The sequence below is a fragment of the Streptomyces sp. NPDC091649 genome, from assembly GCF_044756785.1.
GTDB lineage: Bacteria > Actinomycetota > Actinomycetes > Streptomycetales > Streptomycetaceae > Streptomyces.
This window is the reverse complement of the sequence record NZ_JBIVTR010000013.1, coordinates 17,958-34,451: the sequence shown is the minus strand read 5'-3', so window position 1 is coordinate 34,451 and position 16,494 is coordinate 17,958. Positions and strand designations below refer to the sequence as shown.

Annotated in this window: 10 protein-coding genes; 9 read left to right on the top strand and 1 reads right to left on the bottom strand. The window is 74.0% G+C overall.

What is annotated here, in order from left to right:
• Positions 1 to 15: 15 nt before the first annotated feature.
• Genes ACIQMU_RS21760 through ACIQMU_RS21720 form a run of 9 tightly spaced genes read left to right on the top strand, consistent with a single transcriptional unit; the run spans position 16 to position 15,745 of the window.
• On the top strand, positions 16 to 684 hold the full coding sequence (locus ACIQMU_RS21760; protein WP_352243822.1) for an isochorismatase family protein: 669 nt from the start codon (positions 16 to 18) through the stop codon (positions 682 to 684).
• Positions 681 to 2,564 (top strand): anthranilate synthase family protein, encoded by a 1,884-nt coding sequence (locus ACIQMU_RS21755; RefSeq protein WP_352243823.1) that lies wholly within the window; start codon positions 681 to 683, stop codon positions 2,562 to 2,564. Before ACIQMU_RS21760 ends, ACIQMU_RS21755 begins: the two co-directional genes overlap by 4 nt.
• Positions 2,561 to 3,847, top strand: a complete 1,287-nt coding sequence (locus tag ACIQMU_RS21750; protein WP_402689487.1) for a 3-deoxy-7-phosphoheptulonate synthase — start codon at positions 2,561 to 2,563, stop codon at positions 3,845 to 3,847. The genes ACIQMU_RS21755 and ACIQMU_RS21750 overlap by 4 nt, the downstream gene beginning before the upstream one ends.
• Positions 3,844 to 4,605 carry a 4'-phosphopantetheinyl transferase superfamily protein gene (locus ACIQMU_RS21745; RefSeq protein ID WP_352243825.1) on the top strand — a complete coding sequence of 254 codons (762 nt, stop codon included), beginning with the start codon at positions 3,844 to 3,846 and terminating at the stop codon, positions 4,603 to 4,605. Before ACIQMU_RS21750 ends, ACIQMU_RS21745 begins: the two co-directional genes overlap by 4 nt.
• Positions 4,602 to 6,023 (top strand): acyltransferase domain-containing protein, encoded by a 1,422-nt coding sequence (locus tag ACIQMU_RS21740; RefSeq protein ID WP_402689486.1) that lies wholly within the window; start codon positions 4,602 to 4,604, stop codon positions 6,021 to 6,023. Before ACIQMU_RS21745 ends, ACIQMU_RS21740 begins: the two co-directional genes overlap by 4 nt.
• On the top strand, positions 6,020 to 9,175 hold the full coding sequence (locus tag ACIQMU_RS21735; RefSeq protein WP_352243827.1) for an SDR family oxidoreductase: 3,156 nt from the start codon (positions 6,020 to 6,022) through the stop codon (positions 9,173 to 9,175). The genes ACIQMU_RS21740 and ACIQMU_RS21735 overlap by 4 nt, the downstream gene beginning before the upstream one ends.
• Complete coding sequence (locus ACIQMU_RS21730; RefSeq protein ID WP_402689485.1) at positions 9,172 to 11,928, top strand: KR domain-containing protein; 2,757 nt, start codon at positions 9,172 to 9,174, stop codon at positions 11,926 to 11,928. Before ACIQMU_RS21735 ends, ACIQMU_RS21730 begins: the two co-directional genes overlap by 4 nt.
• Positions 11,925 to 13,334, top strand: a complete 1,410-nt coding sequence (locus ACIQMU_RS21725; protein ID WP_352243829.1) for a cytochrome P450 — start codon at positions 11,925 to 11,927, stop codon at positions 13,332 to 13,334. The genes ACIQMU_RS21730 and ACIQMU_RS21725 overlap by 4 nt, the downstream gene beginning before the upstream one ends.
• Complete coding sequence (locus ACIQMU_RS21720; protein WP_352243830.1) at positions 13,331 to 15,745, top strand: SDR family NAD(P)-dependent oxidoreductase; 2,415 nt, start codon at positions 13,331 to 13,333, stop codon at positions 15,743 to 15,745. The genes ACIQMU_RS21725 and ACIQMU_RS21720 overlap by 4 nt, the downstream gene beginning before the upstream one ends.
• Here the strand turns inward: ACIQMU_RS21720 and ACIQMU_RS21715 are convergent.
• Complete coding sequence (locus tag ACIQMU_RS21715; RefSeq protein ID WP_352243831.1) at positions 15,742 to 16,365, bottom strand: WHG domain-containing protein; 624 nt, start codon at positions 16,363 to 16,365, stop codon at positions 15,742 to 15,744. The two genes, ACIQMU_RS21720 and ACIQMU_RS21715, sit on opposite strands and share 4 nt — an antisense overlap.
• Between the last annotated feature and the right edge of the window lie 129 nt (positions 16,366 to 16,494).

Here is a 16,494-nt window from a genome sequence, read left to right as displayed (position 1 = left end):
AAGAGGACACGTTCCGTGGCGATTGCGCCGATCGACCCCTATCCCCTGCCGCGGGCCGCCGAGCTGCCGGCGAACACCGCGGCCTGGGCCGTCGACCCCCGCCGGGCCGTACTGCTGGTGCACGACATGCAGCACTACTTCCTCGCCCCCTTCGCCGAGGGCTCCGAACCGCGCACGGGGCTCCTCACGGGCGTCGCCACGCTGCGCGAGAGCTGCGCGCGGGCCGGCGTCCCCGTCGTCTACACCGCCCAGCCCGGCGACATGACTCCCGAGGAGCGCGGGCTGCTCCAGGACTTCTGGGGTCCCGGCATGTCCGCCGCGCCCGAGGAGCGGGGCATCCCGGACGTCATCGCGCCCGGTGAGGACGACACCGTCCTCACCAAGTGGCGGGCCAGCGCCTTCCACCGGACCGAACTGCTGGACATCCTGACCGCCCAGGGGCGCGACCAGCTGATCATCTGCGGTGTCTACGCCCACGTGGGCATCCTGCTCACCGCCTGCGACGCCTTCGCCCACGGCGTCCAGCCCTTCCTGGTCGCCGACGCGATGGCCGACTTCACCCCCGACGACCACCGGATGGCCCTCCAGTACGCGTCGGCCCGCTGCGGCGTGTCCGTCACCACGGCGGCCGTGTGCGACGCCCTGACGAAGACATCCGCGACACCGGCCGGGAGCGCGTCATGACCACACTTGAGGAACTCGCGGAGGGCAACCGTCCGTTCGCCCTCCTGCACCGCCCCGAGAGCGAGCACCCCGACACCGTCGACCTGCTGCTCGGCGACTTCTCCGAAGTGGCCGCCACGGCCGACCTGCCGGAGGCGAACGGCGGCTCGGACCGCCACGAGGCCCTGGTCCTGCTGCCCTACCGGGTGATCGGCGAACGCGGCTACGACCACCACGACGACGGTGAGCCGCTGCTGGTCATGACGGTCCGCGACCAGTCGCGGCTGCCGGTGGCGCGAACGCTCGACCAGGTGCTGGCCTGGCCGGTCGAACTGGACGGCGCGCAGGGGAACTTCGACCTGGAGGACGAGGAGTACGGCGACCTGGTCCGCCGGGTGCTCGCCGAGGAGATCGGCCACGGGGCGGGTGCGAACTTCGTCATCAAGCGGACCTTCGTCACCGAGATCCCCCACTGGTCCGCGCGGACCGCGCTGGCCTTCTGGGGGCGGCTCCTCCGCGGGGAGCCGAGTGCGTACTGGATCTTCATCGTCCACACCGGCGAGCGGACCTTCATCGGCGCGAGCCCCGAGCGGCATGTCAGCCTCGACGGCGGCGTGGCCGTGATGAACCCGATCAGCGGGACCTACCGCTACCCCGCCGACGGGCCGGACACCGCTGGTCTGCTGGAGTTCCTCGCCGACGGCAAGGAGACCAACGAGCTGTACATGGTGCTCGACGAGGAACTCAAGATGATGAGCCGGGTCTGCGACGACGCGCGGGTGGTCGGGCCGGGGCTGAAGGAGATGGCGCACCTGGCCCACACGGAGTACCGCATCGTCGGCCGCAGCACCCGTGACGTGCGCGAGATCCTGCACGAGACGCTGCTCGCCCCGACCGTCACCGGAAGCCCGGTGGAGAGCGCCTGCCAGGTGATCGCCAAGTTCGAACCCAGCGGGCGGGGTTACTACGCGGGCGTCGCCGCCCTGATCGGCCGCGACCCGCACGGCGAACGGCGCATGGACTCGGCCATCATGATCCGCACGGCCGACGTCGACGCCCGGGGCCGGATGCGGATCGCGGTCGGCTCGACACTCGTACGGGACTCCGACCCCGCCGGCGAGAGCGCCGAGACGCGGGCCAAGGCGGCCGGACTGCTCGCCGCCCTCGACCGCACGCCCCGCCGCCGGCCGACGGCCGGCCACCACGACCATCCGCAGATCAGGGCCGCCCTGCGGGAACGCAACCGCCCGCTCTCGGACTTCTGGATCACCCCCGCCGCACAGCGCCCCACCGGCCGGGGACGGCTCCTGGTCCTCGACGCCGAGGACACCTTCACCGCGATGGGGGCCCAGCAGCTGCGGTCGCTGGGCTTCGACGTCACGGTCCGCCGGTTCGACGAACCGCACCGGTTCACCGGCTACGACCTCGTGGTCCTCGGGCCCGGACCGGGCGACCCCCGCGAGGAGGGCCACCACAAGGTCGCCTACCTGCGGGCCGTCACCGGCAGCCTGCTCAACCTGCGGGTGCCGTTCGTCTCGGTCTGCCTGAGCCATCAGATCCTGTGCAGGCTGCTCGGACTCCCGCTGCGCGCACTCGACTTCCCCAACCAGGGCGTACGGCGGACGGTCGACCTCTTCGGCGCCGCCCAGCAGGTCGCCTTCTACAACAGCTTCGTCGCGCACGCCCCCGACGACCGGCTGCACAGCCCGCTGGTCGGCCATGACGTGGAGATCGCCCGCGACCCGGACACCGGCGAGGTGCACGCGCTGCGCGGCCCCGGCTTCGCCTCGGTGCAGTTCCATCCCGAGTCGGTGATGACACGTCACGGCGCGGCCATCCTGGACGACCTGGTCACCGGCGCACTCGCGCGGGTCCCTCACGGAGTGGAGCTCACGGCGTGACCGGTTCCCTGCTCGGCGCCCCTGCCGTGCCGGCCGCGGGCAGCCCGGCGGCCCCGCCCGCCCGGCAGCAGCCGCACTGGCCCGACGGCCCGGCGCTGCGATCCGCCCTGACCACCCTGGAGCGGAGCCTTCCCCTGGTCCTCGCGGCCGAATGCGCCCTCCTCAAGAACCGGCTGGCCGCGGTCGCCCGGGGCGAGGCGTTCCTCGTCCAGGGCGGCGACTGCGCGGAGTCCCTCGACGCGCTGGACGCCGGTTCGGTCCGGCGGACCGTCACCACCCTCGGCCGCGTGGCCGGCGTGCTGGGCCGGGCCGTGGAGCTGCCGGTCGTCGCGGTCGGACGGCTGGCGGGTCAGTACGCGAAGCCCCGCTCGTCGGCCACCGAGACCCGTGACGGCGTCGAACTGCCCGTCTACCGGGGCGACGCCGTCAACGGCCACGCCTTCACCGCCGCCGACCGCACCCCCGACCCCGACCGCCTCGTGCGCGTCCGCGACGCCTCGGCCGCCACCCTCAACCTGGTCAGAGCCATCACCGCGAACGAAGGGGGCGCCGCGCGGGGAGACCTGCCCGCGGAGCTGTTCACCTCCCACGAGGGGCTCGTCCTGGACTACGAGCGGGCCCTCACCCGGGCCGACCCGGCCGGCGGCCGGTACGCGTCCTCCGGCCACCTCCTGTGGATCGGCGAGCGCACCCGGCAGCTGGACGGGGCGCACGTGGCGTACTTCGCCGGCATCGGCAATCCGATCGCGGTCAAGATCGGGCCGACGGCCGGCACCGACGAGGTGATCCGGCTGGTCGAACGGCTGGACCCGGACCGCGACCCCGGGCGGCTCACCCTGATCGTGCGGATGGGCGCGGGCCGCATCCGCGACGTGCTGCCCGACCTGATCAGCAAGACGACCGCCGAAGGCATGACCGTCGGCTGGGTGTCCGACCCCATGCACGGAAACACGGTCGGAGCCCCCTGCGGGCGCAAGACCCGCCGGTTCGACGACATCCTCGACGAGGCGGCCGGCTTCTTCGAGGTGACCCGCGGCCTGGGGGTGCACCCCGGAGGCGTCCATTTGGAGCTGACCGGCGACGACGTGGCCGAGTGCGTCGGCGGCGGCGGCCGGGGGGTCGGCTTCGATGACCTGCCGGGCGGCTACCGGTCCGTGTGCGACCCCCGGCTCAACCGGGAGCAGTCGCTCGACCTCGCGCACCGGCTCGCCGCTCTCGTGGAGCGCCGCCCGTCCCCGGCGGACGAGCCGGCCGCGCGGCCCGGCCGGGCGGCCGTCTCGTGAGGGGCTCCGCCGTCGTCGACCGCGAGCCGGCCACCGACACCGCCGACATCTGGCTGCTCCCCGAGCACGCCATCGCCGCGTTCGCCGCCGAATCCGGCGGCGAGGAGCTGCTGAGCGGCGAGGAACGTACGCGCATGGCACGGCTCATCCGTCCGGCGGACCGGCGGCGCTTCCTGGGCCGCAGGCTGCTGTGCCGCTTCGCGCTCAGCGCCCGCACCGGCCGCCCGCCCGAGGAATGGCGCTTCACGATCGGCCCGCACGGCCGTCCCGAACCCGACCGGGAGGGGCTGCGGTTCAGCCTCGCCGATACCGAGGGGCTCGTGGTCTGCGCCGTCACCGAGGGACGGGCGTGCGGGATCGATGTGGAGCAGACCTCCGTGTCCGCCGAGTCGGCCCACCACATCAGCAGGTTCTTCGCCTGCGAGGAACTCCTGGAACTCTCCGCCCTGGAGCCGGACGCGCTGGTCGCCCGGGTCGGCGAGCTCTGGGTGCTGAAGGAGTCCTACCTCAAGGCCCAGGGGACGGGACTGCACCGGAGCCTCGCCGGGTTCTCCTTCGCCCGGGGGCCGGCGGCGGACGGGCTGATCACCGTGCGCGACCCCGTACTACCCGGCGACTGGGCGTTCGAGCTGTTCCGCCCAGGCCCCCGCCACCTGGTCGCCCTCGCTGTCGAGGGCGCCGACCGTGCCGCAGTGCGGCAGACCTGGCTGACCGAATCCGGGAAGCCGACCGACCCACGACGAGGGGAAGGCCCATGAGCCGAGAACTTGACATGACCGTCGCGCTGTTTCCCGGGCAGGGCGCGTACCGCGCCGGCGCGCTGAAGGAGTTCTGGGAGAGCGGGGACCGGACCGTACGGGCCACCTTCGAGGAGGTGGACGCGGTCGCCAAGGACCGGATGGGCCGCGATGTGTCCTCGACCGTGTTCCAGCCCTCTCCGCCCAGCCCCGCCGCCCTGCTGGACTCCGCCCCGGACGTCCTCCAGCTGGCCGTCTTCACGACGGCCGTCGCCACCCACCGGCTGCTCGCCGAACGCGGGGCCGCCCCCTCGGTGCACGTCGGCCACTCCCTCGGCGAACTCGCGGCGCTGGCCTGCGCGGGAGCCTGGAGCCTCGCCGACGCGGCGGCGATCCTCTGCGAGCGGATCTCCGTCCTGCGGGAGCACGACCGCAGCGGTGGCGCCATGCTCGCCCTGGGCTGCGACGGCGAACGCGCCGAGCGGATCGTCGCCCTGATCGCCGACCCCGACCTCGTGCTCGCCGTCGACAACGGGCCCCAGTCCGTGGTCTCCGGCCGGGCCGAGCCGATCGCGAGGGCCGAGGCCATCGCCGCCCAGCTCGACATCACCCGCACCCGGCTGCGCTCCCCGCACCCCTTCCACCACCCCCTGCTGGACACGGCGCGCGGGGTGCTGGCCGAGCGCCTCGCCTCCTTCCCGTCCCGGCCGCTCGACGTGCCCGTCTACTCGCCGATCCTGGGGCGCTTCTACCGGGACGGGGACGACCTGGCCCGGCTGCTCGCCCTCCACCTGGTCACACCCGTCGAGTTCGGTCCGGCCGTCTCCGCACTGCACGCCGCAGGCGCGCGGGTGTTCGTCGAGACCGGTGCGGGCCGGGTGCTCAGCGCCCTGGTGGAGCAGGCCCGGCCGGACGCGTACGTGGTCGCACCGCTGGCCGGCCGGGACGAGGAGGCGGGGCTCGCCGCGGCGGCCGACGCCCTGCGGCCCCCGCTGACCCGCGGTTCCGCTCCGGCGACGACGGTCCCGGCCTCCACGGTCTCCGGGTTCACGGCTCCGGCGTCCACCGCCTCCGGGTTCACCGCCCCGGCGGCCACCGTGACGCCCGCGGGCCCGGCCTCCCTCGCCCCGGAGACCGCTTCCGCCGCCGCGCCCGGCCCCGACCGCGAGGAACTCAGCGGCCGGGTACGAGCCCTGTACGCGGAGGCGATGGAGTACCCGGAGGAGGTGTTCACGGACGACGTGCAGCTGGAGGCGGACCTCGGGGTCGACTCGGTCAAGCAGACCGAGCTGCTCAGCAGGCTGGGGGACCGCTTCGGTCTCGGCCTGCCGCCCGCCGGGCTGCGTGTCGCCGACTACGACACCTTCGGCAAGGTCGTCGACTTCGTGGCGGCCGGCGTCACCGACGGCGCGGACGCCGGAAGCGCGGCCGGACGATGACGCATCCCGCCCTCCGCGCCGACGCGGAGTTCGCCGGACGCGTCGCCCTGGTCACCGGCGGCGCGGGCAGTGTCGGCCGTGTCATCGTCGAACGGCTCGCGGAGCGCGGCGCGACCGTCCTGCTGAACTGCTTCCACTCCTACGACGCCGCCAAGGAGCAGGCGCGGGCGCTCGTCGACCGGGGCCTCGACGTACGGCTGATCCGTGGATCGGTGGCACGACGGGCCCAGGTCGAGCGCATGTTCGCGGAGATCGCGGAGGAGCACGGCCGGCTCGACATCCTGGTGAACAACGCCGCCGCCGGCTCCTTCGTGCCCTTCGACGAGATCACCGACGACCTGCTCGACCGGACGTACGCCACCAACGTCAAAGGGCCGCTGTGGTGCGCCCAGTACGCCCGTCCGCTGCTGGCGGCGTCCGGCGGGCGGGGTGGCGCGATCGTCAACGTCTCCTCCCTCGGCTCTTCCACGGCACCGGCCAACTACCTGCCGGTCGGCGTCTCGAAGGCGGCGCTGGAGTCGCTGACGCGCTATCTGGCGGCGGAGCTCGCCCAGGACGGAATCCGGGTCAACGCGGCCTCGTGCGGTCTCATCGACAATCCGGTGGGGCGGCTGTTCCCGGACTTCGACGACGTCCGGGCGAACACCGTGGCGGCGACCCCGCTGTCGCGGCTCGGCCGGCCCGAGGACCTGGCCGAGGTCGTCCTGTTCCTCAGCTCGGAGCGTTCGGGCTGGGTGACGGGGCAGACGGTCCTGGCGGACGGCGGACTCACGCTGCTGCGTTCCGCGATGTCCCCGACGCCGGAAGCGGTGCCGGAGGAGACGCGGCAAGCGGCGCCGGAGGCCGAGCGGCTCGCGGTGGAGGAGGCCGAACCGCGCGCGGCGGAGGAGACGGCGCCGCAGGAGAAGCGGCGAGCGGCGCTCCGGGCCGCGCCGGACGAGGAGATCCCCGCGCCGGACGAGGAGATGCCCGCTCCCGCCGCTGCGACGCTCCCGCCGGAAGCACCGGACGACGACCCCATCGCCGTGGTCGGGATGGGGCTCGCCATCCCCGGAGCCTCCTCCCCGGAGGAGTTCTGGCGGCTGCTCACCGACGGGGCCGAGCTCTTCGTTGACGCGCCCCGAGACCGCTGGGACATCTCGCGCTTCCACGCCGAGGACCGCCGGGCGCCCGACAAGACCTACCAGCGGCGCTCCGGCTTCATCACCGGCTTCCGCCCCCACGACAAGCTCCGTGAGGAGGGACTCGCCGACGCCGGACTCGACCACACCGCGCTCTGGCTGCGGCACAGCCTCCACCAGGCACTCGAGGGCGTGGGCCGCGCGGAGGGCGACCGCTTCTCCTTCTGCGTCGGCTACACCCCCGACGGCAGCCAGCACCTCGAAGAGGCGTATGTGCTGGGCCACGCCCTGGAGACCCTGGCCGAGGACGGCGACGACGCCGTGCGCGGCCCGGTCGGGGACGCCCTGCGCCGGAGGTTCGGCCGGGGCGGCGAGCCCGGGGAGGCACGCCACCCGCATCGCGTCGGCCGCGACGCGATGGACGGCATCCTGCCGGACGGCACCCGGCTGCACATGGTGGACACCGCCTGCTCCTCCTCGCTGTACGCGATGGACCTCGGGGTGCGCGACCTCCTCGCGGGCCGCAGCGACGTGGCGGTGTGCGGAGGCTCCTTCGCCCTCGCCCCCAGCGGTTCGATCCTGTTCGCCAAGCTGAACGGGCTCTCGGCGGGCGGGGCCGTACGGGCTCTCGACGCCGGTGCGGACGGGGCCCTGTTCTCCGACGGCGCCGGACTCGTCGTGCTCAAGCGGCTCTCGCGCGCCCGCGCGGACGGGGACCGGGTCCTGGGCGTCATCTCGGCGATCGGCCTGTCGGCCGACGGCCGGGGCAAGGCCATCTACGCACCGGCCCCGGCCGGCCAGGAGCTGGCCGTGGAGCGGGCGTTCGAGCGCAGCGGGCTCGGCCCGGACGACATCGACTGGATCGTCGCCCACGCCACCGGCACTCCCGCCGGCGACGAGGCGGAGTTCACCAGCCTCGCCCAGGGCTATGCGGGCGACCGAGTCCAGCAGGTCACCTCCAACAAGTCCCTGGTCGGGCACTGCGGCTGGGCGGCCGGAGTGGTCTCGGTGATCCACACCCTGCTGGCGCTGCGCCACGGAACGATCCCCGCGCAGTACCGGTTCTCCCGGCTGCCCGACGCCCTCGCCGACCGTGCCACGGGGCTCACCGTGCCGAAGGAACCCGTGGCCTGGCCCGTCGACAGCGCCCGTCCGCGCCGCGCGGCGGTCTCCGGCTTCGGATTCGGCGGCACCAACGCCCACGTGATCATCTCCGAGGACCACGCGGCCGTCCGGTCCGGGCATCCGGCGGCCCTGCCCGCTCCACTCGGCGAGGACCTCGTCCTGGTCGGCTGGTCCTCCCGGTTGCCGGGCGGCCCCTCGTCCGAGGAGGTCGCCGCCTGGGCGGCGGGGGACGCCGACGAGGAGTTCGCGCCGTCGTTCGGCATGACCTACCCCGTACCGCCGTTCCAGCAACTGCGGATGCCGCCGCCCACCGCCCGAACCACCGACCGCACCCAGCTGGCCATGATCCGCTGCATGCAGGACCTGGACGAGCCGGTGCGGGAGCTGTGCCTGAGCCACCACCGGACCACCGGGGTCGTGGTCGGCCACACCGGGGCCACACGCAACGCCCTGCTCTACAAGTCCCGTGCCTACCTCGACGAGATCCGCCATGTGGTGGCGGGAGCGGGCGGGCCCGCGACGGAGAAGTTCGTGACCCGGCTGGAGGAGCGGGCCACCGGCCTGATCGCCGCGCCGACGGAGGACTCCTTCCCCGGGGCGATGCCCAACGTCATCGCGGCGCGGCTGTCGAACTACTTCGACCTGCGCGGCCTCAACATCACGGTCGACGCCGGGGAGGCGTCCCTGCTGGAGGCGTTCGACGTGGCGGGGGCCTACCTGGACTTCCGCGAGATCGACGTCGCGCTGGTCGCGGGGGTCAACGGCACGGCCCTGCCCGGGTGGAACGACGACGAGGGCCGCCGGCCCGCCGAAGGAGCCTTCCTGTTCGTCATGACCCGCAGATCGCTCGCCGAGGAGGCCGGCCTCCCCGTGCTGGCCGTTGTGGAAAGGAGCGTGGCGGTGTGAACCCCTCGCAACAGGGAGCCACCACCCTGCTGGGCGCCGAGGGCGCCCGGGAACTGATCGCCTTCCTCACCCGGTCCGAGCCCGGCCGGACGACGCCGGGCCCCGGCACCGCGGTGATCGAGCGGGCCCCGGAGCCGGGCGGGCCCGCCCGCAGGCTGCGGCTGAGCCGCCCCGCCGCCGAGGAGGAGCCCGCCGAGCCGCGGCTCCTGGACCGGCACGTCCTGCGGCTCGCCCCGGCGCCGCGTGCGGAACCCGGTCCGCCGGCACCGCTGTTCCCGCCGTCCACCGCCCTGCTGACGCACGGTCTGGCGGCGCTCGGCGCGTACGACCTGCCGCCGGACACGGAGCTGTTGCCGCTGTCGCAGGAGGAGGCCCTGGAGGAGGCCGTCCGGCGAGCCGCCCCGCGCCATGTGCGGGTGGTGGTCGACCTGAGCCGGGAGGACAGGCTCCGGGGCCCCTCCGAGCGGCTGCTGACGCTGCACGACGCACTCTTCCGTACCGCGAAGGCGTGTGCCGGGCTCCCCGCGCTGCCCGAGTCGTTCGTACTCGTCATCCTGGGCGGCATCGACGCCGACCGGGTGCAGCACCCGAGCACCGGCCTGTTCTCCGGGTTCGCCAAGAGCCTGGCCCTGGAGTGGCCGGCCTCCTCGGTGGTCGCGGTCGTCCACGAGGCCGCTGTGCTGGAGGAGGCCGAGGCCGACGCGGCCGCGGAGTCCCTGGCCGGGCAGCTCCTGCCCGTCGTCGCGTTCGCCGGCGGCGTCCGCCTCCTGCTCAAGGCCGTGCGGGACCCGGGGACCACCGCGGCCGCCCCGAAGCCACTGCGGACCGTCGTCGCGGCGGGCGGCGGCCGGGGCATCGGGGCGACGCTCCTCACGGCGCTGGCCCGCCGCGACCGGCCCCGGTTCCACATCATCGGCTCCACCCCGCTCGGCGCCGGTGCGCCCGAAGAAGCCGTCGGGCGGCAGGAGTTCATCAGAGCCCGCAGCACCAGTCCGGACCGGCTCACCGTGCGGGAGGCCAACGCGGCCTACGACCGGCTGGCCGCCGCCGCCGAGGTGCGCGCCACGGTGCGCACGCTCGAGGAGACCTGCGGTCCGGACCGGGTGACCTACCACGCCTGCGACCTCCGTGATCCGGAGGCCGTACGGGAGGTCGTCGCCCGGATCGAGTCGGTGGAGAGGGACGGCGTCGACCTGCTGCTCAACATCGCGGGCACCAACCGGGCGGCCTCCGTGGCCAAGAAGAGCCTCGCCGACTTCCGTACCGTGCGCGACCTGAAGGTACGCACCCACATCAACCTCAAGGCGGCGTTCGGCGACCGGCAGCCCCGCCGCTGGTGCAACTTCGGCTCCTTCGTCGGCTTCACCGGACAGAACGGCGAGACCGACTACGGGTCGGCGAACGACTACCTCAACACCGCGGCCGCCTACAGCGCGGCCCGGGGGTCGGGCGAGTTCACCATCGGCTGGACGCTGTGGCGCGATGTCGGCCTCGGCGCGACCCCGATCATGCGGAGGTTCCTGGCCAAGAGCGCACAGTTCACCGCCATGCCCACGCCGGAGGGCATCGACCACTTCCTCCACGAGATCGACCAGGCCGAACCGACGCCGCTCACCGTGCTGTTCGGGGACGCGGAGCGGGCGACGATGGAGCTGGCCGCACCGGGCTACCTGGACTTCTGCCGCGTCCCGGACGCGCCTCCGGAATCGGCGCCGGCCCCCGCCCCGACCGCCTCGGCCTCTACCGCCCCCGCCCCGGTCGCCGCGAGCCCGGTCCCGGCCGCGGGACCCGTCCGCCCGGCGCTGCCCGACTTCTTCGTCGACGACATCGTCGACCGCCGTGCCGACCGGCTCACCGTGGTGCGCACCTTCACCCTGGAACGGGACGCCTACCTGCGCGAGCACGTCGTCAACGGCTACCCGACCCTGCCCGGCACCTTCGTCCCCGAACTCGCCGCGCAGGCCGCCATGCACCTGGTGCCCGGCCGCGTCCCGGCCGTGCTGGAGGACATCCGGCTCGACGCGTTCCTGCGCGTCTACCGGCCCGGCCGCGGCGAGACCAAGAAGATCACCGCCCGCCTGGTGGAGAGCGGGCCGCGCGAGTCCGTCGTCGACGTCGAGGTGACGGGCGACGTGCTGGCCCCCGGGGGGCAGCTGCTCGTCAAGGACCGCCGCCACTTCTCCGCCCGCGTCCGGCTGCGGGACGAACCCGTGACCGCGCCGCGCTGGGAGCACTGGAACGACCAGGGCGTCGAGCCGGTGGCCGACCCGTACCACCTGCCCAATCCCGCCGTCCTGCTGAGCGGGGTCTTCGTCTCCACCGGCGACACCCGGGCCCACCCGCACGGCCGACGCGCCCGCTACGTACCGGACCGGCCGGGCATCGAGCGCTGGTTCTCCGGCCTCGTCGTGCCCTCCGTCCTGCTCGACGGCCTGGCCCGGACCTCCGTCCTCGACCGGAGCGACGGCGACTGGATACCCCTCGCCGTTCCGCGCACCATCCGCCGCATCGACCTGTACGGGGGGCACACCGACGCCACGCTGGCCGCCGCCGGCACCCGGGTCGAGCTCTACTCCCTGCCCGCACGCCTCGATCTGGAGAGCGCGGAGGAGAACCGCTCGGTCGCGGTCACCGCCGCCGGGGACGTCGTCCTGCAGATCAAGGACATGACCGGAGCCGTGCTCGGCCATGTGAACCAGACCACCGGCGAGTACCGCGGACGCCGCAGCCCAGCCGAGGAGACGACACCATGACCGACACACCCGACGACCTGACCACCACCCCGTCGCCGCCGGACGCCGCCGTCTGCCCGGTGACCGGAGCGCGGGCGAAGCCGGTCGAGGGGCCGACGAGATTCCCCCGCTCCTCCCCGATCATGTCCACCGTCGCGTACGCCGCCGATCCCCCCGGCTACTCGCTGCGCGCCCAGCGCGACCACGGCACCGTCGTGAAGCTGCCGATCCTGCCGCACAATCCGACCGTCCAGGTCTCCGCGCCCGACGGCATCCGCCGCGTGCTCCAGGGCAACGCCGACAACTACGCGCGCGGCGCGTACTACGAGGCGTTCGAACTGTTCATGGGGCGCGGGCTGCTGACCCTGGACGACGGGGACTGGCGCGTCCACCGCAAGGCCGTCAACTCGGCGTTCACCCCGAACGCCATCGCCGCCCGGGGCGCGCACAGTGATGAAGCGGTCGCCGCACTGCTCGACCGGTTCGCCGAACACGCGTGCAGCGGCAAGCCGTTCGACCTCTTCCAGGAGGCGATGAGTCTGACCTCACGGGTGATGGGCATCGCCCTGGTGGGCAAGGACCTCTCCCAGGACGGCGGCGAGTTCGCCGAGGCGGTCTCGGTCGCCCTCGAAGCGATCTTCAAGAACGTCGGCTCGGTGGACAAGGCGATCCCGTCGTTCGTCCCGACCCCCTACCGCCGCCGGGTGGCGCGGGCCCGGCGCACCCTGGAGCGCGTCGTCGCCGAGGCGGCACGGGACGTGGACCGCGGTGTCGGCGGCGAGGTCGCCACGCTCATCCGCGAGGCGGACCTCCCGGACGACGCCCTCTGGGCCGACCTGGTCACCCTCTTCCTGGCGGGCGTCGAGACGACGGCGCTGTCGCTGACCTGGACGCTGTACGAAGCCGCCCGCCAGTCCGAGGTGCGCGAGCGCCTGGAGGAGGAGACGGACCGGGTGCTGGGCGGCCGCCCGCCGGCCGCCGCGGAGCTGGACGCTCTCACCTACACCGCGATGGTGGTGGACGAGAGCCTGCGGATGCACCCGCCGGTGTGGCAGTTCACCCGCGAGGCGATCGAGGACGACGTCCTGGCCGGTCACAGCATCCCCGCGGGCACCCCGCTGCTCGTCTCCGTGTACGGGGCCCACTACAACCCGGAGCAGTGGGAGGACCCCGAGCGCTTCGACCCCGAGCGCTTCCGGCCGGGAGTCCCCACCACCCGGGACCGCTCCGCCTACCTGCCGTTCGGAGGCGGGCGGCGCCAGTGCATCGGCAAGCGCATGGGGCTGGCGCTGCTCCAGCAGACGGTCGCCGCGGTCTTCGGCCGCTACCACGTCTCCGTGGAGCGGGAAACGGTCCGCGGCGGCGCGTTCATCACGCTGTTCCCCAAGGGCGGCATGCGCGTACAGGTCCGGGAGCGCACCCGATGACAGCCTCCACCGAAGCCCCGCGGGCGGCCGAGTGGCCGGCGCTCCGCCCCCACCTCTCCTCCTTCGACCCGGACGCGTTCGTACGCCCGGTGGACCGGTTCGTCTGGGAACCGGTCCCGGTCCCGCACCCCGCTGCCGCCGCCGCCCGCCCGCTGGCGGGGCGGCGGATCCTGCTGGTCGGCGAGTCGGCCGCCCTGGTGGCGGCCGTCGCCGGGGAGCTGGGGGAGCGGGGTGCGCTGGTCGTGCGGTCGGACCCCGGCACCCCGCTCACCGCCGAGGGCTGGGACGGCATCGTCGACCTCAACGTGACGGGCCGGACCTACGAACTGGGCGACACCGGCTGGCGGTCCGCGCTCGCGCGCACCACCGCGGCGATCCAGGCCGCCTACGGCCGCTGGAGCGAGGAAGCGCGCTTCGGCCGCCATGTGTATCTGGCCGTGACCCACCTCGGCGGCCTCTCCGGCCACGGAGCGGGCCGGGTGCCGCAGCCGCTGGGCGGCATCTGGGCCGGACTCGCCAAGTGCCTGCCGCGCGAACTCCCCGCCGCCGGAGTGGTGGTGGTCGACCTGGACCGGTCCGACGCCTCGGCGATCGCGGACGCCGTCGAGCGCGAGTACGTGGCGCCCGCCCAGTTCGAGGTCGGCTACCGGGACGGGGTGCGCCATGTGCTGGCCGGGCGGCCGTCGCCCGCCTGCCCGCCGGGGCCCCGGCCGCCCGGGCCCGAGGACACCGTGCTGATCACCGGCGGCGCGCGCGGGGTCGGGTTCGCCGCCGCCCGCTCGTTCGCCGAGACCTTCGGCTGCCGTGTCGTGGTCACCGGCCGCGGCGAGCTGCCGGAGGAGGGGGAGGCCACCTCCCTGGACGACGAGGCGTTCGCGCTGTGGCGGCGCCGCCGGATGGCGCGGGCCCGCACCCCGGGCGAACTGGCCGGGCTGCGCCGGGAGATCCGCCGGGCGGACGAGGCCCGTACCGTCCTGGGCAATCTGCGCGGGGCGGCCGCGGACGGATTGCGCATCACCTATCTGCGCTGCGACTGCACGGACGCCGAGCAGGTCGAGAGTGTCTTCGCCGCACTCGGCGACGGCCCGCAGTACGTCGTGCACAACGCCGGCATCGACGAGCCGGCCCGCTTCGACCGCAAGTCCGCCGAGTCCGTGATCCGTACGGTCGACGTCAAGGTGACCGGCTTCGCCCAGCTGGTCCGCGCGATCCTCGCCCGGCCCGAACGCCGGGCCGCGCTGCGGCTGCTGAGCAATGTGGGGTCACTGGCCGGCCGGATGGGCGGGATGGTCGGCCAGATCGACTACGCGGCGGGCAACGAGGCGCTGGCCCGGCTCGGATTCTGGGCCCGCGACGACCTCGGGCTGCCGGTGCAGACTCTGTGCTGGCCGACCTGGGAACGCCTCGGCGTCATCGCCAACTACTCCGCGGCCGTCCGGTACGTCTCCACGCTCGACCCCTTTGAGGGCGCCCGGCGCTGGGCCGAGGAGATCGCTTCCGGGCACACCGGTGAGACGGTGTTCCTGGGCCGTATCGGAGCCGTCCTGGCACCGGGGCAGCTACGGGGGTTCGGCATGCTGACCGGCCACCCGGACCTGCCCCGGCTGCACGCGCTGGACCACCACCTCGGCGAGGTCGAGGAGTACGCCCTGTTCCGCTCGATGCGCACCCGGTGGACGCTGGAGGCCGGAGCGCACCCGTGTCTGACGGAGCTGCGCATCGAGGACGCGCCCGCCGTCCCCGTCGGCGTCGTCCTGGAGCACCTGGTCTCCGCGGGCGACTGGGTGGTGCCGGAGGGCTGGCCGCTGCTGCACCTGCGGGAGGTGCACCGGTTCGCGGTGCGCCTGGCCGGGCTCCGGTTCACCGGCGGACGCCTGGTCCTGCACCGGAGGGCCGAGGGCGTGCGGCGGGACGGGGTGTGGCAGGTGGACGTCACCGTGTCCGATCCGGCCGGCGAGCACGTGGCGAGCGCCACCCTGGTGTACGGGCCCGAGCCCGCCGCGCTCCCCGCGGCGCCGCCCGCCGCCCGTCCGGAGCCGTCCGGCCCGGCCGCCCCGGACACCGGGTGGCTGGACTGGTCCGGGGTGGTGTTCCGGGAGGAACGGCCGGAGCCCGGCGAGGCGGGCGGGTTCGCACTCACCCCGGTGGCGCCGGCCGACCTGTGGACGACGTCGTTCCCGCCCGCCCACACCCTTTCGCCCGCGGCCGTCGAGACGATCGTGCGCGAGACGGACCGCTCCCACGACCGGGACTCCCCGGGCACCCTCACGATCGGGCGGCTGGTGCTGAGCCCGGGGGCGCAGCGGGTCGACCTGGTGCGGAGGGGAGCGGTGTCCGGGCAGTGGCGGGGCACCCGTGCCGGGCGCGAGGTGTTCCTGGCGGAGGGCGTCGCCCTCGACGACGGGTCCTAGGACGAGGCGGCCCGTGCCGCGGCCTCCGCGCCACGGGCACGCCAGCCGCTGACCACGGCGTCCAGGGTCTCCTCGTAGGCGGCCCCGATGTCGAGCCCCGGCGGGGCGTTGCCGGACAGTTCCAGGGAGACCAGGCCGTGGGCCGCGCCCCAGCAGGACAGCGCGATGACCTCGGCCGAGCCCACCTGGAACTGTCCGGCCGCCTGCCCTCGCAGCACCGCGTCCACGAGCGGCTGGATGGTCGAGCCGGCCTCGTTGCGGCGTTCGGGCGTCGGTTCGTAGTCGCCGCGGTCGGCGAACACGATCCCGTACAGATGGGGGTTGGCGAGGGCGTACTCCCGGTAGGCGACGCCGAGCCGCACGACGTCGGCCGAGGGGTCGTCGGAGGAGTCGACGGTGTCCAGGCGTGCGATGAACAGCCGGACCGCCTCCTGGTACAGGCTGTCGAGCAGCCCGGCCTTGTTCCCGAAGAGGGAGTAGACCGCCGTGGTGGATGTCTTCACATCGGCGGCCAGCTTGCGCAGGCTCAACGCCCCGGTGCCGCGGTCGAAGACCGTCGCGGCGGCACGGTTGATGAGCTTGAGGCGAAGAGCGTCGTCGTGTGTCTTGAGCCTGGCCATGACCCCAATGTAGCGCAACGGTGTTTTGAATGGTGGCCGACGACGCTGGGTTGTGGCGCGCTGACACGAAGCTGACATCGGCCAAAAAATCTTACACAGTGTCTAACTGCCATAGAAGCCCAGGTCAGA